The 14,970-nt window shown below is 53.8% G+C and carries 13 protein-coding genes; 12 read left to right on the top strand and 1 reads right to left on the bottom strand.

The annotated features are described in order from the left end of the window. Positions 1–9 precede the first annotated feature (9 nt). The 5 genes from sufD (at position 10) to HRQ63_RS08225 (ending at position 5,252) form a co-directional block, all read left to right on the top strand. A complete protein-coding gene (gene sufD, locus HRQ63_RS08245) occupies positions 10–1,311 on the top strand; it encodes a Fe-S cluster assembly protein SufD (protein ID WP_172241786.1) in 1,302 nt (433 codons plus the stop codon). Then, positions 1,311–2,531, top strand: coding sequence for a cysteine desulfurase (locus HRQ63_RS08240; protein ID WP_172241783.1), 1,221 nt, complete (start codon positions 1,311–1,313; stop codon positions 2,529–2,531). Before sufD ends, HRQ63_RS08240 begins: the two co-directional genes overlap by 1 nt. Beyond that, positions 2,521–2,946 carry a Fe-S cluster assembly sulfur transfer protein SufU gene (sufU, locus tag HRQ63_RS08235; protein ID WP_172241780.1) on the top strand — a complete coding sequence of 142 codons (426 nt, stop codon included), beginning with the start codon at positions 2,521–2,523 and terminating at the stop codon, positions 2,944–2,946. Before HRQ63_RS08240 ends, sufU begins: the two co-directional genes overlap by 11 nt. Positions 2,947–2,964: 18 nt before the next feature. Then, the gene (gene sufB / locus HRQ63_RS08230) at positions 2,965–4,362 is read left to right on the top strand and encodes a Fe-S cluster assembly protein SufB (RefSeq protein WP_172241777.1); all 1,398 of its coding nucleotides are present in this window, start codon (positions 2,965–2,967) and stop codon (positions 4,360–4,362) included. Positions 4,363–4,682: 320 nt separating this feature from the next. After that, on the top strand, positions 4,683–5,252 hold the full coding sequence (locus tag HRQ63_RS08225) for a hypothetical protein (protein WP_172241774.1): 570 nt from the start codon (positions 4,683–4,685) through the stop codon (positions 5,250–5,252). Between the two features lie 67 nt (positions 5,253–5,319). On the opposite strand, the gene HRQ63_RS08220 is transcribed toward HRQ63_RS08225, so the two are convergent. Further along, a complete protein-coding gene (locus tag HRQ63_RS08220; protein WP_172241771.1) occupies positions 5,320–6,375 on the bottom strand; it encodes an HD-GYP domain-containing protein in 1,056 nt (351 codons plus the stop codon). 640 nt (positions 6,376–7,015) lie between these two features. On the opposite strand from HRQ63_RS08220, the gene HRQ63_RS08215 reads away from it, so the two are divergent. The 7 genes from HRQ63_RS08215 to HRQ63_RS08185 all read left to right on the top strand — a co-directional run bounded on the left by HRQ63_RS08215 (position 7,016) and on the right by HRQ63_RS08185 (position 14,958). Further along, positions 7,016–8,452 carry a bifunctional metallophosphatase/5'-nucleotidase gene (locus HRQ63_RS08215; RefSeq protein WP_172241768.1) on the top strand — a complete coding sequence of 479 codons (1,437 nt, stop codon included), beginning with the start codon at positions 7,016–7,018 and terminating at the stop codon, positions 8,450–8,452. 120 nt (positions 8,453–8,572) lie between these two features. Further along, entirely contained in the window at positions 8,573–9,667 is a 1,095-nt protein-coding gene (locus tag HRQ63_RS08210) for an HD-GYP domain-containing protein (RefSeq protein ID WP_172241765.1), read from the top strand. A gap of 128 nt (positions 9,668–9,795) precedes the next feature. After that, positions 9,796–10,932, top strand: a complete 1,137-nt coding sequence (yfkAB, locus tag HRQ63_RS08205) for a radical SAM/CxCxxxxC motif protein YfkAB (protein WP_172241762.1) — start codon at positions 9,796–9,798, stop codon at positions 10,930–10,932. 46 nt (positions 10,933–10,978) lie between these two features. Beyond that, positions 10,979–12,343 carry a hemolysin family protein gene (locus tag HRQ63_RS08200; RefSeq protein ID WP_229714278.1) on the top strand — a complete coding sequence of 455 codons (1,365 nt, stop codon included), beginning with the start codon at positions 10,979–10,981 and terminating at the stop codon, positions 12,341–12,343. A 7-nt stretch (positions 12,344–12,350) separates the two neighbouring features. Beyond that, the gene (locus HRQ63_RS08195; RefSeq protein WP_172241756.1) at positions 12,351–13,043 is read left to right on the top strand and encodes an HAD family hydrolase; all 693 of its coding nucleotides are present in this window, start codon (positions 12,351–12,353) and stop codon (positions 13,041–13,043) included. 72 nt (positions 13,044–13,115) lie between these two features. After that, positions 13,116–13,460 carry a YlbF family regulator gene (locus HRQ63_RS08190; protein ID WP_037283032.1) on the top strand — a complete coding sequence of 115 codons (345 nt, stop codon included), beginning with the start codon at positions 13,116–13,118 and terminating at the stop codon, positions 13,458–13,460. A 163-nt stretch (positions 13,461–13,623) separates the two neighbouring features. Continuing rightward, the gene (locus tag HRQ63_RS08185) at positions 13,624–14,958 is read left to right on the top strand and encodes a DRTGG domain-containing protein (RefSeq protein WP_172241753.1); all 1,335 of its coding nucleotides are present in this window, start codon (positions 13,624–13,626) and stop codon (positions 14,956–14,958) included. The last annotated feature ends 12 nt before the right edge of the window (positions 14,959–14,970 follow it).

The raw sequence follows: 14,970 nt of genomic DNA, 5'->3' as shown, positions 1-14,970 counted from the left end.
ACACCGATTATGACCTTACAAACCATTCTTCCGGTACAGGCCGCGCAGATCAAGGAATGGGCGGAAGCCCGCGGCGAAGCCGCATGGCTGACCGAACGCCGCCTGCAAGCGCTGGAACTGGCTGCTTCACTGGAGCTGCCGAAGCCGGAAAAAACCAAGCTCGACCGTTGGGACCTGAGCGCTTACGGCGCGTTTAAATCGGTTGCCAAAACGGCATCGAGAGAAGAACTGCCTGCCGCGACGAAGGAATTCATCGAGGAAGGCACGCATAACCTGATCGTTCAGCACAACTCCGGCGTCGTGTACACGGAATTGTCGGAAGAGCTGCGCGCAAAAGGCGTAATCTTCACCGATCTGGAGACAGCCGCGCGCGAACATGAAGTGCTGGTCAAAAAACATCTGGGTACCGCCGTGAAAACAAGCGAGCATCAGGTGTCCGCGCTTCATTATGCGGCATGGACGGGCGGAGTCTTCCTGTACGTACCGAAAAACGTCGAGCTGGAAGTCCCGCTGCAAGCCGTATTCCTGACCGACGACGCTTCCGCGACATTCGCGCCGCATATTCTGGTCGTGGCCGACGCGAACAGCCGCGTGACTTACGTGGACAACTACGTATCGACGGGACTGGACGGCAAAGTGCTGCATAACGGCGTAGTCGAAGTCATCGCGCTGGACGGCGCGAAAGTCCAATACGCGACGGTGCACCAGTTCGGCAAAGAAGTGACGGATCTTTCTTACCGCCGCGCCCTGCTGTCGAACGATGCGGATATCGAATGGATCGTCGGCGAAATGAACGACGGCGACACGATTGCCGATACGGCGACTTCGCTGAACGGCAACGGTACGCATTCGGACGCCAAAATCATCGCGATCGGTTCCGGTACGCAAAAACTCAATTTCACGACGCGCGCCGTCCATTTCGGCAAATCGTCCGAAAGCGACATGTTCACCCGTGCGGTCATGCGCGAAGAAGCGCAATCGATCATCAACGGCATCACGAAGATCGAGCACGGCGCAACGAAGGCTAACGGCCAGCAAACGGAGAAAGTGCTGATGCTGAGTCCGGCGGCCCGCGGCGACGCGAACCCAATCCTCTTGATCGACGAAGATGACGTTATGGCCGGACACGCGGCTTCCGTCGGCAAAGTCAATCCGGAACAAGTCTACTACCTGATGTCGCGCGGCATTTCCAAAACGGATGCCGAACGCCTGATCATTTACGGCTTCCTGGCTCCGATCATTGCGGAGATTCCGCTCGAACTGCTGCGTACCCGCTTGCAGCGCATCGTTGAAAGAAAGCTGGGGCAGTAATGAACGCCTCGGTTCGGGAGCAATTCCCGATACTCAACCAGGAAGTGAACGGGCATCCGCTCGTTTATCTGGACAGCGCCGCGACTTCGCAAAAGCCGCGCGCGGTTCTGGATGCGGTACGCCGCTACTACGAGTTGGACAACTCCAACGTGCACCGCGGCGTTCACACGCTGGGCAGCCGGGCAACCGATGCCTATGAGGGCGCACGGGAAAAGGTCGCGGCGTTTATAGGCGCGGCCCATCCCGAAGAGATCGTATTCAATCGCGGGACTACGACAGGTCTTAACCTGGTCGCGGCTTCTTACGGGGATGCCAACGTGAACGAAGGCGACGAGATCGTTCTCACGCCGATCGAGCACCACAGCAACCTCATTCCGTGGCAGCAGTTGGCGAAACGCAAAGGAGCGGTTCTGAAGTATATCGAGCCGAATCCTGACGGGACGATCAACGTCGAGGCCGCGGCCAAGGTCATTACCGACAAGACCAAGATCGTGGCGATCGCTTACGTATCCAACGTCATGGGCGTCGTGCATCCGGTCAAAGAGATCGGAGCGCTCGCGCATAAGCATGGCGCCGTCATCGTCGTGGACGGCGCGCAAAGCACGCCGCATACGAAGGTGGACGTGCAGGATCTGGATTGCGACTTTTATGCGCTTTCCGGGCATAAGATGTGCGCACCGACCGGCATCGGCGCGTTGTACGGCAAAAAGGCGCTTCTCGAGAAAATGGAACCGGTCGAATTCGGCGGGGAAATGATCGACGAAGTCGGCTTGTACGAATCGACGTGGAAAGATCTGCCGTACCGTTTCGAAGGCGGCACGCCGATCATCGCGGGAGCCGTAGGCCTCGGCGCGGCGGTCGATTTCCTGAACGAGCTGGGCATGGACAACATCGCCGAGCACGAGCACAAGCTCGCCATGTACGCCATGCGCCGCATCAACGAGATCGAAGGCCTGAGGGTCTTCGGTCCGCAGGAACGCAAGGTCGGCATCGTAACCTTCAACCTGGACGACGTCCATCCGCACGACGTCGCGACCGTTCTGGATTCTTACGGCGTCGCGATCCGTGCCGGCCACCACTGCTGCCAGCCGCTGATGCGTTGGCTTGAAGTCAGCTCGACGGCCCGCGCCAGCTTTTATTTGTATAATAACGAACAAGACATCGACCGTCTGATCGACGCCTTGATCCGGACAAAGGAGTATTTTGGAGATGCAACTTGACGACCTGTACCGCCGCGTCATCATGGACCACTACAAAAACCCTCGGAATAAAGGCAAATTCGAAGACGAGGGCGTAACGATAGACCTTAACAATCCGACCTGCGGCGACAAGATCTCGCTTCAGCTTCAGTTGGAAGAAGGAATCGTCAAAAACGCGCGTTATACCGGCGACGGCTGTTCCATCAGCATGTCTTCCGCATCCATGATGACGGAAGCGGTCAAAGGAAAATCGCTGCCGGAGGCGCTCGAACTGGCCGAACGTTTTTCTTCCCTGATGAAGGGGGAAAGCGTCGAGTTTGACGAATACGAAGACATCGAAGCCCTATCGGGCGTTAATAAATTCCCTGCCCGCATCAAATGCGCGACCTTGGCCTGGAATGCCCTGCGCAAAGGAATCGAACGGGAAACCCACTAACGAAAGGGAGGCATCAACATGGCTAAAGAAGCACCGATCAGCGACGAGTATCAATATGGCTTCCACGACGAGCACGAGTCCATTTACAAGAGCGGTAAAGGCTTGACCAAAGAGATCGTGATTTCGATTTCGAAAATGAAAAAGGAACCGGAATGGATGTTGGACTTCCGTTTGAAAGCATTCGAGCAGTTCCTGAAGATGCCCATGCCTACATGGGGCGGCGATCTTAGCGAATTGAACTTCGACGAGATCCAATATTACGTCAAGGCATCCGAAGGACAAAGCAAAACGTGGGAAGAAGTGCCGAGCGAGATCAAGGAAACGTTCAATAAGCTGGGTATTCCGGAAGCGGAACAAAAGTTCCTCGCCGGCGTATCGGCGCAGTACGAATCCGAGGTCGTTTACCACAACATGCAAAAAGAACTGGAAGACCAAGGCGTTATCTTCATGGATACCGATACGGCTCTCAGAGAGCATCCGGAGATCCTGAGAGAACATTTCGCCAAAGTCATTCCGCCTTCCGACAATAAATTCGCGGCGCTGAACAGCGCGGTATGGTCCGGCGGCAGCTTCATCTACGTGCCGAAAGGCGTGAAGTGCGAAGTGCCTCTGCAAGCCTACTTCCGCATCAACTCGGAAAACATGGGCCAATTCGAACGCACATTGATCATCGCGGACGAAGGCAGCTTCGTGCACTACGTCGAAGGCTGCACGGCTCCGGTCTACGGCACGAACTCGCTGCACAGCGCGGTCGTCGAGATCATCGTGAAGAAGGACGCTCGCGTTCGTTACACGACCATCCAAAACTGGTCGTCCAATATCTACAACCTCGTTACGAAACGCGCGGTTGCGGAAGAAAACGCCAATATGGAATGGGTCGACGGCAACATCGGCTCCAAGCTGACGATGAAATATCCGGCCGTCGTTCTCAAAGGACGCGGTGCCAAAGGTTCCGTTCTGTCGATCGCCGTTGCCGGCAAAGACCAGCATCAGCACGCGGGCGCGAAAATGATCCACTTGGCTCCGGACACGACGTCGACGATCATTTCCAAGTCGATCAGCAAGCACGGCGGCAAGGTTACGTATCAAGGTCTGGCTTCGTTCGGCCGCAAAGCGACGGGCGCCAAGTCGAACATCAAATGCGATACGTTGATCCTGGATAACCAATCCACGTCGGATACGATTCCGTACAACGAAATTCTGAACGACGACGTTATGCTCGAGCACGAAGCAACGGTATCGAAGGTATCCGAAGATCAACTCTTCTACCTGATGAGCCGCGGCCTCAGCGAGAACGAAGCAACGCAGATGATCGTTATGGGCTTCATCGAACCGTTCACCAAGGAACTGCCGATGGAGTATGCGGTCGAGATGAATAGATTGATCAAATTCGAAATGGAAGGTTCGATCGGTTAATCGATCGCTTTCCTTGTACGAAGCAGGAAGAGGCAGCTTTCGAGCTGTCTCTTTTTTATCGATTGAAGTTTTTGCGACTCGCCCCAAGTGCCTTCTGTCTGTTATACTGAAAAGGCTGACATTTTCTTTTAAATTTGCGCGATTAGCAGGAATCAATCCGATTGTGCCGAATTAGTTGGCTACGGCATGTACGCAAATGGCGCATGATGCAGGTCTGCCGCTTCTGCTTGGCTTGGCGAATGACGGCTGCCGTCGTTTGGCATGGGCCGCGGTATGAGCCATTTGCGTACGTGCTTTTAGAGAAGGAGGAGTATAAACAGATGAGCTTCATTTCCGTAATCGCAAAAGAGAAATTCATAACCGTGATGAGCGACAATGGCGCCGCCGGTTCGGAAAATACACCGCAGCCGGAAGAGCATGTGGTGAGAGTGGGAGATCGCGAGTTCGTGGCTACGGCCGGAGGAGATCGCGAAGCGCGCGCGGTTATTGCTAAGCACGTCGAGGATCTGCTGAAGGAAGGCACGCCTTATGATCGCATTCTGGTGATTTTGCAGATGACGCTGTCCGCTTTTTCCGAAAAAAGCAAATCCATCATGACGGCGTTCGGCGGCGTGAACAAAGACGGAGACGTGGAAGTGTGCACGTATGACCACAACAGCCGTGCAGAACGCCATTTGAAGCCGCGCGGCGAAGAGATCGCTTATTTCTTCCTGGCGGAAGGCGCAGGCAAGTACGGCAATTTGTACGAGCTGCTCCAAAGCTATTGGAAAGAGACGGGAACGGAAACGCCGAGCGCGATGATCCAATCCCAAAAGCTGCTGAATCGTTACGTCGCGTCCAAGGACGAAGACGTTCATGCGTCCACGGTCAAATTGGTGTTGAAGAAATAAAGCAAATAAAAACACGTGCCCGCTTTTGGCGGATACGTGTTTTTTCTGCTGCAATGCGGTAAAGGAATTAGGATTCCGTATCCGAGAACACTTCTTCGATGTCCAGATCGCGTTCGACGGAGAGATCCACGAAACGGTCGCTGACACGAATAAGAGGACGGAAAAAGTCGGTTGGATGGTTCATCACGATATAACCGAACTCCCCATTGGTCAGCTTCACTTTTTTGTTGATAAAGTAAGGCAGCATATTGCGAATGAACGTATGCGTAGGTTCGGCGGACAACTGCCCGAAGCTGAGCGAATAAAGTTCTTTCAGCACGTTGATGAGTTCCTGCTTGTCTTGATAAACGCGGTTGCTGGTCATGGCGCTGTAAACGTCCGCCACGGCAATAATGCGGGACCAAGGATGCATTTCCTCTTCTTTGATTCCGTAAGGGTAACCGCTTCCGTCCCCGCGCTCGTGATGCTGGAGGGCTGCGGTCGCAGCGACCGTATCGCCCAGCGAGTTGCGAATGATTTCATACCCGTTTACGGTATGCGTTTTGATGATCTCGTACTCTTCGCGCGTCAACCGACCCGGCTTGTTCAGAATCTCGCTTGGAATGGTCGATTTGCCGATGTCGTGCAGATAACCTGCCTGACAGATGGCGGAAGCTTCATCATGCGGATGGCCAAGCCAGAGAGCAAGGTAGTAAGACAGCATACCGACTTGCATGGAGTGAACATACGTGTAGTTGGCGTCCCGGTTCAGCAGCAAAAGCAAAGCTACGGCATCTTTTTGGGAAGCCAGCACATTGAAGAGCGGCTGCATAATGTCCTCGACGAGTGCGCTGTTGAAAGTGCCGGTCGTCATGGATTCGTGGAACAAAGATTCGAACATGAGGACTGCATCGTCGAACGTCGACTTGATTTCAGGAAAGAAGTAAGCGGCTGAGCTAGCATTGGTATAAGCTTCTTCCACATTGGGTTGAACTTCGACATAATCAATACTGTGCTGAACAAGACGGGCGATTTCCGCATCGTGCAGGGCAGTGCCTTTGGCGAGAATGTGTACGCCGTGTCGGTTGAAGGTGTCGGCGATCAGGCGGTCGCCGGGCTTGAGATCGGTTACGTAAACTTTCAAAAGCGATGTCTCCTTTCTGTAACGAACGAATGCTGCGGAGAACGATGGAGACTGCCGGGGATATCGCTTCCCGCAAGACTTTGTCGTCTCCGAGATCTCAGGTTTTGCAGATCGGCACGATCCGGTCCCTCAATCGCGTCGGCTGAAACGAAACATGGGGCGCGAAGTCCGCTCGAAGACCGGATCAAGCGCATCATGGAGTTATCGCTTCGTTATCTGGGCCAAAATGCGCAGATAACGTCTAACTCGTATATCGGCAGTATAGTTCCGATTTGTTTGCTTACTGCTTTAGTACCTTGTTTTATTCTCATGTACGTTCTCAATATATCATATTCCACCCTTGAATTGGAGAGTAATGTACTAGACAATTCTATCACACAAGTACAAAATATCCTTATTTTTCATTTTATTTTATAAGTGTTTAATCAACATTTTGGATGCAAGGAAAGTCTTATTCTTTTCGAGTGCCCGGCGTCATGTTAAAATGCTTGCATGGGGCCCGCAAACAGACTTGTTTGTTTCCGGGTATGGCCTTATGATTGAGTGTCAAAACGAATACGATTTCGCGTCGGCGCATCGCCGGGAATTTCGGTGCTGCGTCGCTCGCGCAGGATGCAAGGTCCGAAGGAGGACGGCCTCAATGGGCTCAAAGACAGAAGAGCGAGACACGTTGACGATTTTGCATACCAACGACCTTCACAGCCACTTTGAGCAGATGGGCCGGATCGCCGCGTTTATCGCTGCGGAAAAATCGCAAGGTAAGCCGGTATGCACGCTCGACGTGGGCGATCATATGGATCGAATGGCGATCGAGACGGAAGGCAGTCTGGGATCGGCCAATGTCGATATTCTCAATCGCACGGGCTATGATGCCGTAACGATCGGCAATAATGAAGGCTTGACCTTTACGCCGCAGCAGCTTGGAGAGGTCTATGCACATCTGGACTGTCCGGTCGTGTGCGGTAACGTAAGGATGGCGGATGGTTCATTGCCTGCTTGGCTGCAAGAATCGGCAGTCGTTGAAACCGGCGGGTTTAAAGTGGGCATACTGGGCCTGACCGCCCCTTTCTCCGATTTTTATCGATTGTTGGGCGTCGAGGTATCCGATCCTTTTTCGCTTCTTCAGCAGCAGGTAAGCGAACTGCGCCAACGCGTCGATATTATCGTATTGTTATCTCATCTGGGACTTGCGTCGGATGAGCGAATAGCAAGCATGATTGAAGGGATTGACCTGATTCTGGGCGGGCACACGCATCATCTGCTTGCGGAGCCTATTTCAATCGGGACAACCGTCGTGTGCGCGGCCGGCAAGTTCGGTCAGCATATCGGACGAATCGTGGTCGAACGCGATACCGCTTCGGGCCGCTGTAAAGTGAAAGAGGCAGGCCTTATCGCACTCGACGACGCTGCCGTCTCTGATGATCGGATCGATCGTGCCATTTCGAAGCATCATGAAGAGGCAGCCGAACGGCTTCGTCGGGTCACTGCCGTCTCCGAACGCGAATTGGGCGTCGATTACGAGCAGGAGTCCGAGCTTGGCAATTTGCTTGCCCAATCGGTTCGGCGTTTTGCCGGAGGGGAATTTTCGCTGGTCAATTCCGGTCAAGTGCTTGGTCCGCTGCCTCCGGGAGAGATTACGGAAGGCATGCTGCACGCGCTTTGCCCCTCACCGATCAATCCGTGTGTGGTGACGCTTCGCGGCAGTGATATTTTACGCAGTTTGGAACAGTCGCTCTTACCGGAATATACCGGTAAGAAACTGACCGGATTCGGATTTAGGGGCGAACGGCTTGGCGGTTTGTGCGCGGACGGATTATCTGTGCGCTATGATCCGGAAGCCGAGCCGTATTCGCGCATTTTGGAAGCTCGGACGTCCGAACGGACAATCGAGCCCGACGAGGAATACCGGGTGGGGACGCTGGACATGTTTACGTTTGGCGCCGGTTACGAATCGCTCAGCCGCGGAACGGATAAGACGTTTATCCTGCCTGAATTTTTGCGCGATCTGCTGCGTATGGAACTCGGGCGTCCCGGCGCCGCCGGAGAAGCCTCCGCTTCGCGTTGGATACGCGCCTGACGGCTGGAAGCGTATCGCCGAGGGAGCGGCGAAGACTCGTCCTATAGCAAAGTTCAAAATATCAACGGCCCTCGCCGCCGGGATCGGTTGCCGCGCGATCCGGATTGCGGGACGGCTTAAATGGAGTGGAAGTTTGTGCGCCTGCTGTCGATCGGACAAGTAAAGCCCGGCATGAAGCTGGGCAAACGCATTTATAATGAAGAGGGTTTGACGCTGCTGGCCGAAGGGGCCGAGCTGACGGCTTCGATCCTCCGCAGACTGGAAAGGCTCGGGGTCGATATGCTGTACATTCAGGATCAATTGACCGACGACATCGTACCGCCGGAGATGATTTCCGACGAAACGAAACGCCAGGCCATCAAGCAAATCCGAACCGTTTACCGCAGCATGATGAATGATACGATGGGACGCATGTCTTATCCGCATCTGGGCTACAGCTTTCGCAAAATGACCGAAGAGATTCTGAACGATCTGGGCTCTCGGGAAGACGTTTTGATTATGCTGGGCGACATTCATACGACGGACCATTACCTGTACACGCATTCTTTTAATGTCTGTCTCTATACGCTAACGCTGGGAATGGCCGCGGGCTATTCACGGGAAGATCTGTTTACGCTCGGAATGGGCGCTATGCTGCACGATATCGGAAAGACCCGTATCGAGCCGAAAGTACTGTTGAAGCCGGGCAAGTTGTCGGATGACGAATTTTCGGAGATGAAGCGGCACACCGAATTGGGCTACGCGATTTTGAAAGACGAACCGTTCGTGCCGCTGCTTGCCGCTCATTGCGCGTTTCAACATCATGAACGACTGGACGGCAGCGGGTATCCGCGGGGGATTCATGATGGCGAGATTCATGACTTTGCCAAGTGGATTGCCATAACGGACTCTTATGACGCGATGACGACCAACCGGGTATACCGTCGGGGAATGCTGCCGCATCAAGCCGTGGACATTTTATACGGAGGATCTTGCACCCAGTATGATCAGCGCAAGCTGGAAATATTCCGGGACAAGGTAGCCCTGTATCCGGTGGGCTTGACGGTGAAGCTCAGTTCGGGGGAAACGGGCGTAGTCACGAGCGTTCCGTCGAAGACGCCCAATCGTCCGATCGTGCGGATTATCGAAGACGCGGAAGGCGGCAGCGTACAACCTTATGAGGTCGATCTTTCGCGGCATCTTTCAACCATGGTGGAACGAATTGCGGATCGCTAAAAATCCGGTCCGGCAATCGTTAGCTGCAAAACGGTTATAATAAAGAAAAGTAGCTTTTACCCTTTTGGACTGCCGCGACTTTTTTCGCAGCGGTCCGAAGGCAGTTCTTAATCATAAAGGTGGTCAACATGACAGTAATCAATAACAGTGGTCAGAAGCTTCGCGATTTGTCTCCCAGTTACGATCCGTGGGATCCGATCCGTTCGCTGCGCAAACACGGGCGTCACCGTCTGACCAGCGTGGAAATGACGGTGACCAACCTGTGCAATATGCGATGCGAACATTGCGCGGTCGGCGATACGCTCGTCTTGAACGAGCCGGATATGATTCCGCTCGATCTGATGCTGCGTCGTCTGGATGAGGTCGAGCACTTGGAAACAATCAGTATTACGGGCGGCGAGCCGTCCTTCCGTCGTCAGACCGTCGATAATGTGATCGTGCCGCTGCTCCGTTACGCGCGGGAGCGCGGCATCCGTTCGCAGATCAACTCGAACCTGACGCTGGATCTCGAGCGTTACGAGAAACTGCTGCCTTATTTGGACGTGATGCATATCTCGTTCAACTACACGGGACCCGAGAATTTCCACGAAACCGGCTTTGCGAACAGCGGTCATCCCGTTCCGTTTGCCGCGGCCGAGAAAATGTATAATCGGATGATCGATAACGCGAAAAGCCTTAGCAAATCGGGCATGTTTATTTCCGCGGAAACGATGATCAATTTCCGTACGCATAAACATTTGCCGCAAATGCACCAGGCCGTGCTTGATATGGGCTGCGTGCGTCATGAAGTACACCCGATGTATCCTTCGGCTTTCGCGGCTAATCTGCCGGTATTGTCGCTGGATGAGATGCGGGTAGCGATCCATGATTTGCTGGATCACCGCAACGAGGATGTCTGGATGTTGTTCGGCACGTTGCCGTTCTATGCTTGCGGAAGCAACGAAGAAGAGCGTGCATTGCTGCAGCGTCTGTACAGCGCGAAAAACGTAACGGTACGCAACGACCCGGACGGGCGCAGCCGCGTGAATGTCAACATGTTTACGGGCGATGTCTTTGTCACGGACTTTGCAGCCATCCCTTCGTTTGGTAGTGTATATAAAGACAATCTCGATTCCATCTTCGAAGAATGGACGACCAACCATCCGCTCAACCGCACCGTTAACTGTTTTTGCGATGCGGCCAGCTGCTGCGGACCGAACCTGCTCGTAGCGGACATGTATTACAAAGGGGTGGACTTTAAGTCGCGCCGCGCGATTTTGGATTAGAAAACACCGGATTTTCGGCATGTGCCGAAGAAAAGAGGAGATTTCATTGGACCACGAGATAGAGATAGGGACATTGGCGATCAATTTGTTTTTGGTTCTGCTGCTGGTTTTTCTGAACGGCGTATTCGTCGCTGCGGAATTTTCGCTCGTCAAAGTTCGGCATTCCCGGCTGATTCAGCTTGAAAGCGAAGGAAACCGCTTGGCTCCGTATGCTTTAAAAGTAGCGAATCGGCTGGATGCCTATCTATCCGCCACGCAGCTGGGCATCACCTTGACTTCGCTCGGACTCGGCTGGCTCGGAGAGCCGGCCGTTTCGGAGCTGTTGGTCGAGCCGCTGATGTACCAAATGGGCTTCACCGATCCGGGCCTGATCTCGGGGATCTCGGTCGCGATCGGATTCGCGATCATTACGTTCCTGCATATCGTGCTCGGCGAATTGGCACCGAAATCGTTGGCGATTCAAAAGTCCGAAGGCACTTCGCTCGCATTGGCAGGGCCGCTGCTCGTTTTCTATTACGTGTTCCTTCCGGTGATCTGGCTGCTCAATCATGCGGCTAACGCATTTTTGCGCATATTCGGGATTCAGCCTGCTGGGGAAGCCGACGCAGCCCACTCGGAAGAAGAAATTCGTATTCTGATGAATCAGAGCGCGAAAAGCGGAGCCATCGATCTGGAGGAAGTCAAACTGATGGATAACATCTTCGACTTTTCCGATATGCTGGCACGCGAGGTCATGCTTCCGCGAACCGATATGGATTGTCTTTACGTGAACCTTCCGTTGAAGGATAATATGAAAATCATTACCGAGACGCGGCACTCCCGTTATCCGGTCGCGATCGAAGACAAAGACCAAATTATCGGCTTCGTACATATCACGGATATTCTGCTTTGGCCGCAAGGGACGGAGCCGAATCTGCGAAAACTGGTTCGGCCGATCTTGAACGTGCCGGAATCGATGGAAATCAGTCATGTGTTACGGTTAATGCAGCAGAAGCGTGCGCAGCTGACGCTCGTCGTCGACGAGTACGGCGGCACGGCCGGCTTGCTGACGGCGGAAGAGATTCTGGAAGAAATCGTCGGCGACTTGTATGATGAATTCGAGGACGTGCGTCCGGAAGTCGAAGTCGTGGGAGACGTTATCTCCGTCGACGGTCGGATGCTGGTCGAAGAGGTCAATGATTTGACCGGAGCCGGCATCGATGACGAGGAAGTCGATTCGATCGGCGGCTGGATGTTTAAGGAGCTTGAGGGCAACCCGCTGCCGGGACAGATCGTTCAGTTCGGCCGCATTCGATTTGAAGTGGCGGAAGCTGAGCGGCTGCGCATTACCCGCGTTCATATTCACAAGCCGCACAAAGAGGCGGACGAGAACGAAGAAAACGGGGAGGAAGACGAACGAGGAGAGGATTGAACTGAACATGCAAACGGCAACCAGCCTGCAAAAACCGGAAGCGATGATCTTTGATATGGACGGAACATTGTTCAAGACGGAGACCGCATTGCTTCCGGCGTATCACAAAATGTTCGACGTGCTGCGTGCCGAAGGGCTTTACGAGGGAGAAACGCCGCCGGAACGATTGATTCTGGGAAGTCTCGGCATGCTGCTGGAGGAAATTTGGAAGATCGTCATCCCGGATGCCGACGAAAAACTGCGCAACCGGGCCAACGACCTGCTGCTGGAACTTCAGCTTGAAGTGTTGAAAGGCGGAGAGGCGCTGCTCTATCCCGACGTCAAGGAGACGCTGGAAAAGCTTCGCGAACGCGGCGTACGTCTTTTCGTAGCCAGTAACGGCCTTGAAGGGTATGTAAAAGGAGTCTCGGCTGCGCTTGGCATCGAGAAGTTGTTCGAATCCCAATACAGCGCAGGAGAGTACCGGACCGCGACCAAGGTGTTACTGGTGGAAATGCTGCTCAAAACCCACGGGGTACAAAGTGCCTGGATGGTCGGTGACCGATCCTCCGACGTACAAGCCGGCCGCGGCAACGAGCTTGGCGTCATCGGCTGCGCTTATGCGGATTTCGGCGCCAATCACGAGCTGGAAGATGCCGACGTATTGATTACCGAATTCAGTCAATTGATCGAACTGTACGACAATGCACCGTCTGCTTAGAAGGTAAAGCGTACCCTGACAGCACGGTCAAAAAAGATACGGGGACACCCCGAAAAGAAGGAGACTTACCTCATGACGAACGTTTACGATAAGGCTCACGACCTCGCAAAATCGCTTCAAGAAAGCCAAGAGGTCCAAGATATTACGGCAGCCCTGAAACTGATCGAAGCCGATCCGGAAAGCAAACGCATGCTCGACGACTTCCGTACGCGCCAAATGAATATTCAACAACGCATTATGGGCGGAGACGTTCCTCCTCAAGAAGAGATGGAGCAAATGGAGAAGCTGTTCGAAGTGTTGAGTTTGAACTTGAATATCCGTCGCCTGTTCGAGTCCGAACAACGTCTGAGCGTCATCATTCAGGACGTGAACAAGATTATTTCCGATAGTCTGGCCAATATGTACGATCCGCGCTGATTTTTTCGAAAGCGAATCTTCTGCACGATAAACAGCTCCGTTTTCCTTTTGGGAAAATGGGGTTTTTTGTCTTCTTTCAGCTTATTGCTGTCGATTTTCAATACGGATATTTATGGTATAATGAATACAGTCTAATACAGATTTACGGAGAGGAGTGCAACAGTTGGAAGGGCATGAACAGACCGTGACGAAGCACGAACAATTGCTTCAGCATATCGAACAGCTCAAAGTCGGTACGAAGATTTCGGTGCGTAAGCTGGCGAAGGAGCTGGGCGTCAGCGAAGGCACGGCTTATCGGGCTGTAAAAGAAGCAGAGACGCTCGGCATCGTCATCACGAAAGAACGGATCGGAACCGTTCGCGTGGAGAAGAAGCCTCGAAACATTACGGATCAACTGACCTTTGCGGATGTTGTCGATATTGTGGAGGGCCATGTACTCGGAGGCAACGAAGGCTTATCCATCACGCTGCACAAGTATGTGATCGGCGCCATGAAGGTGGATGCGATGGCCCGCTATATCGATACGGGCAGCTTGTTGATCGTCGGCAACCGGGAGAATGCCCATTCGCTGGCGATCGAGCATGGGGCAGGAGTGTTGATTACAGGCGGTTTCGGCACAAGCCGCGAGGTAAAAAGCCTGGCGGATCGATTGGGGCTGCCGATCATCTCGTCGAGGCATGACACGTTTACGGTGGCCTCGATGATCAACCGGGCCATTTTCGACCGATTGATCAAAAAGAAAATCATGCTGGTCGAGGATTTGGTGGGCTTGAAGCCCAAACCGTATTCCCTCAAAGCAACGAGTACGGCAGAAGATTTTTGGCGCGTGTCGGAACGGACCGGAACCACGAGCTTTCCGGTGACCGACGAGTGGAATCGCGTGCTTGGCATCATCAGCCGCAAAGACATCGAAAGCATCGAGCCGGGCCATACCATCGAGCGTTCCATGGTGCGAAGTCCCGTCACGGCGGGGCTGCTGACCTCGCTGGCTTCGGCGGCGCAGATCATGACCTGGGAAGGCATCGATTTCCTTCCGGTCGTCGACCGCAACCGCAAATTGGCCGGCGTGTTGACCCGCCGCGAAGTGCTTCAGGCGATGCGGGACGCGCGCGAGCAGAGCAGTCTGGGCGAGACGTTCGACCATCTGATCTGGAACGGGTTCGCGGAAGAACGGGATGCCGAAGGGCGATTGTTTTTCCATGGCTTTATCACCCCGCAGATGGCGACGGATCTCGGTACCATCTCGGAAGGCGTGATGACGTCCGTGATGATTCAAGCCGCACTGCGCATGGCTAAAGATTACAGCGGCAACGATTATGTCGTCGACAATATGAGTACCTATTTTATCCGCCCGGTTCAGATCGAAGACGCGGTAACGGTGATGCCTCTCGTGTTGGAAGTGGGCCGCCGGATCTGCCGCTTGGAGATTGCGATCTCGCATGAGGAACAGATCGTCGCGAAAGCGATGATGACCTTGCATTCGATTGAAAACGGGTAGTCGAGAAAAGAA

Origin of the sequence: Saccharibacillus endophyticus (assembly GCF_013185185.1) — a bacterium.
GTDB lineage: Bacteria > Bacillota > Bacilli > Paenibacillales > Paenibacillaceae > Saccharibacillus > Saccharibacillus endophyticus.
Note: the sequence above shows the minus strand (reverse complement) of the source record. Positions and strands in the feature narration are given on the sequence as shown.

What these genes read in the sequence shown, in the direction of transcription:
- HRQ63_RS08240 (WP_172241783.1), top strand. Translation starts at nt 1,311, where the DNA reads ATGAACGCCTCGGTTCGGGAGCAATTCCCGATACTCAACCAGGAAGTG.
- HRQ63_RS08195 (WP_172241756.1), top strand. Translation starts at nt 12,351, where the DNA reads ATGCAAACGGCAACCAGCCTGCAAAAACCGGAAGCGATGATCTTTGAT.
- HRQ63_RS08215 (WP_172241768.1), top strand. Translation starts at nt 7,016, where the DNA reads ATGGGCTCAAAGACAGAAGAGCGAGACACGTTGACGATTTTGCATACC.
- sufD (WP_172241786.1), top strand. Translation starts at nt 10, where the DNA reads ATGACCTTACAAACCATTCTTCCGGTACAGGCCGCGCAGATCAAGGAA.
- HRQ63_RS08210 (WP_172241765.1), top strand. Translation starts at nt 8,573, where the DNA reads ATGGAGTGGAAGTTTGTGCGCCTGCTGTCGATCGGACAAGTAAAGCCC.
- sufB (WP_172241777.1), top strand. Translation starts at nt 2,965, where the DNA reads ATGGCTAAAGAAGCACCGATCAGCGACGAGTATCAATATGGCTTCCAC.
- HRQ63_RS08225 (WP_172241774.1), top strand. Translation starts at nt 4,683, where the DNA reads ATGAGCTTCATTTCCGTAATCGCAAAAGAGAAATTCATAACCGTGATG.
- sufU (WP_172241780.1), top strand. Translation starts at nt 2,521, where the DNA reads ATGCAACTTGACGACCTGTACCGCCGCGTCATCATGGACCACTACAAA.
- yfkAB (WP_172241762.1), top strand. Translation starts at nt 9,796, where the DNA reads ATGACAGTAATCAATAACAGTGGTCAGAAGCTTCGCGATTTGTCTCCC.
- HRQ63_RS08190 (WP_037283032.1), top strand. Translation starts at nt 13,116, where the DNA reads ATGACGAACGTTTACGATAAGGCTCACGACCTCGCAAAATCGCTTCAA.